Raw genomic sequence first — 446 nt, forward strand, 5'->3', positions numbered from 1 at the left:
AGAAGCTTTAATTGAAGAAGTTGGCAAACAACTCAACTACTTTTTAGAGCATAAAAAGTTTAGACCAGACCAAACAACCGTTTTATTTGATGCCGATTTAAAGCAAACTAAAACCATGCGTAAAAAAGAGTTTGAGGCAGATTACCGCTTTATCTCTGAGCCAGACTTACCTTTTGTAAACATAAAAGATGCTATTAACACCATACATGTTGATACAAGTGCACTACCTTATGCTGTAGAGCGTATTTTAATTAAAGGTGGGGTACTACCGCAAGATGCTAAATTTTTTACTGCAGATGCGTTACGCTCTGAAACCTTTGTTTCTATAAACAACGCCATAAATGAACCATCATTTGTTGCAAAAACCTTAACCAATAACTTAAAACCTGAAGATTACGTAAGCATTAAAAACATCAATGATTTTATTGAAGTTTTCAGTTTGCTAA

General features: G+C 33.9%; 1 pseudogene. It reads left to right on the top strand.

Features of this window, described 5'->3' with window-relative positions:
- A pseudogene (locus tag FUA24_RS03995) lies at positions 1–446 on the top strand (bifunctional amidotransferase subunit GatB/aspartate--tRNA ligase AspS); the annotation flags it as partial.

This window comes from Seonamhaeicola marinus (genome assembly GCF_008085455.1).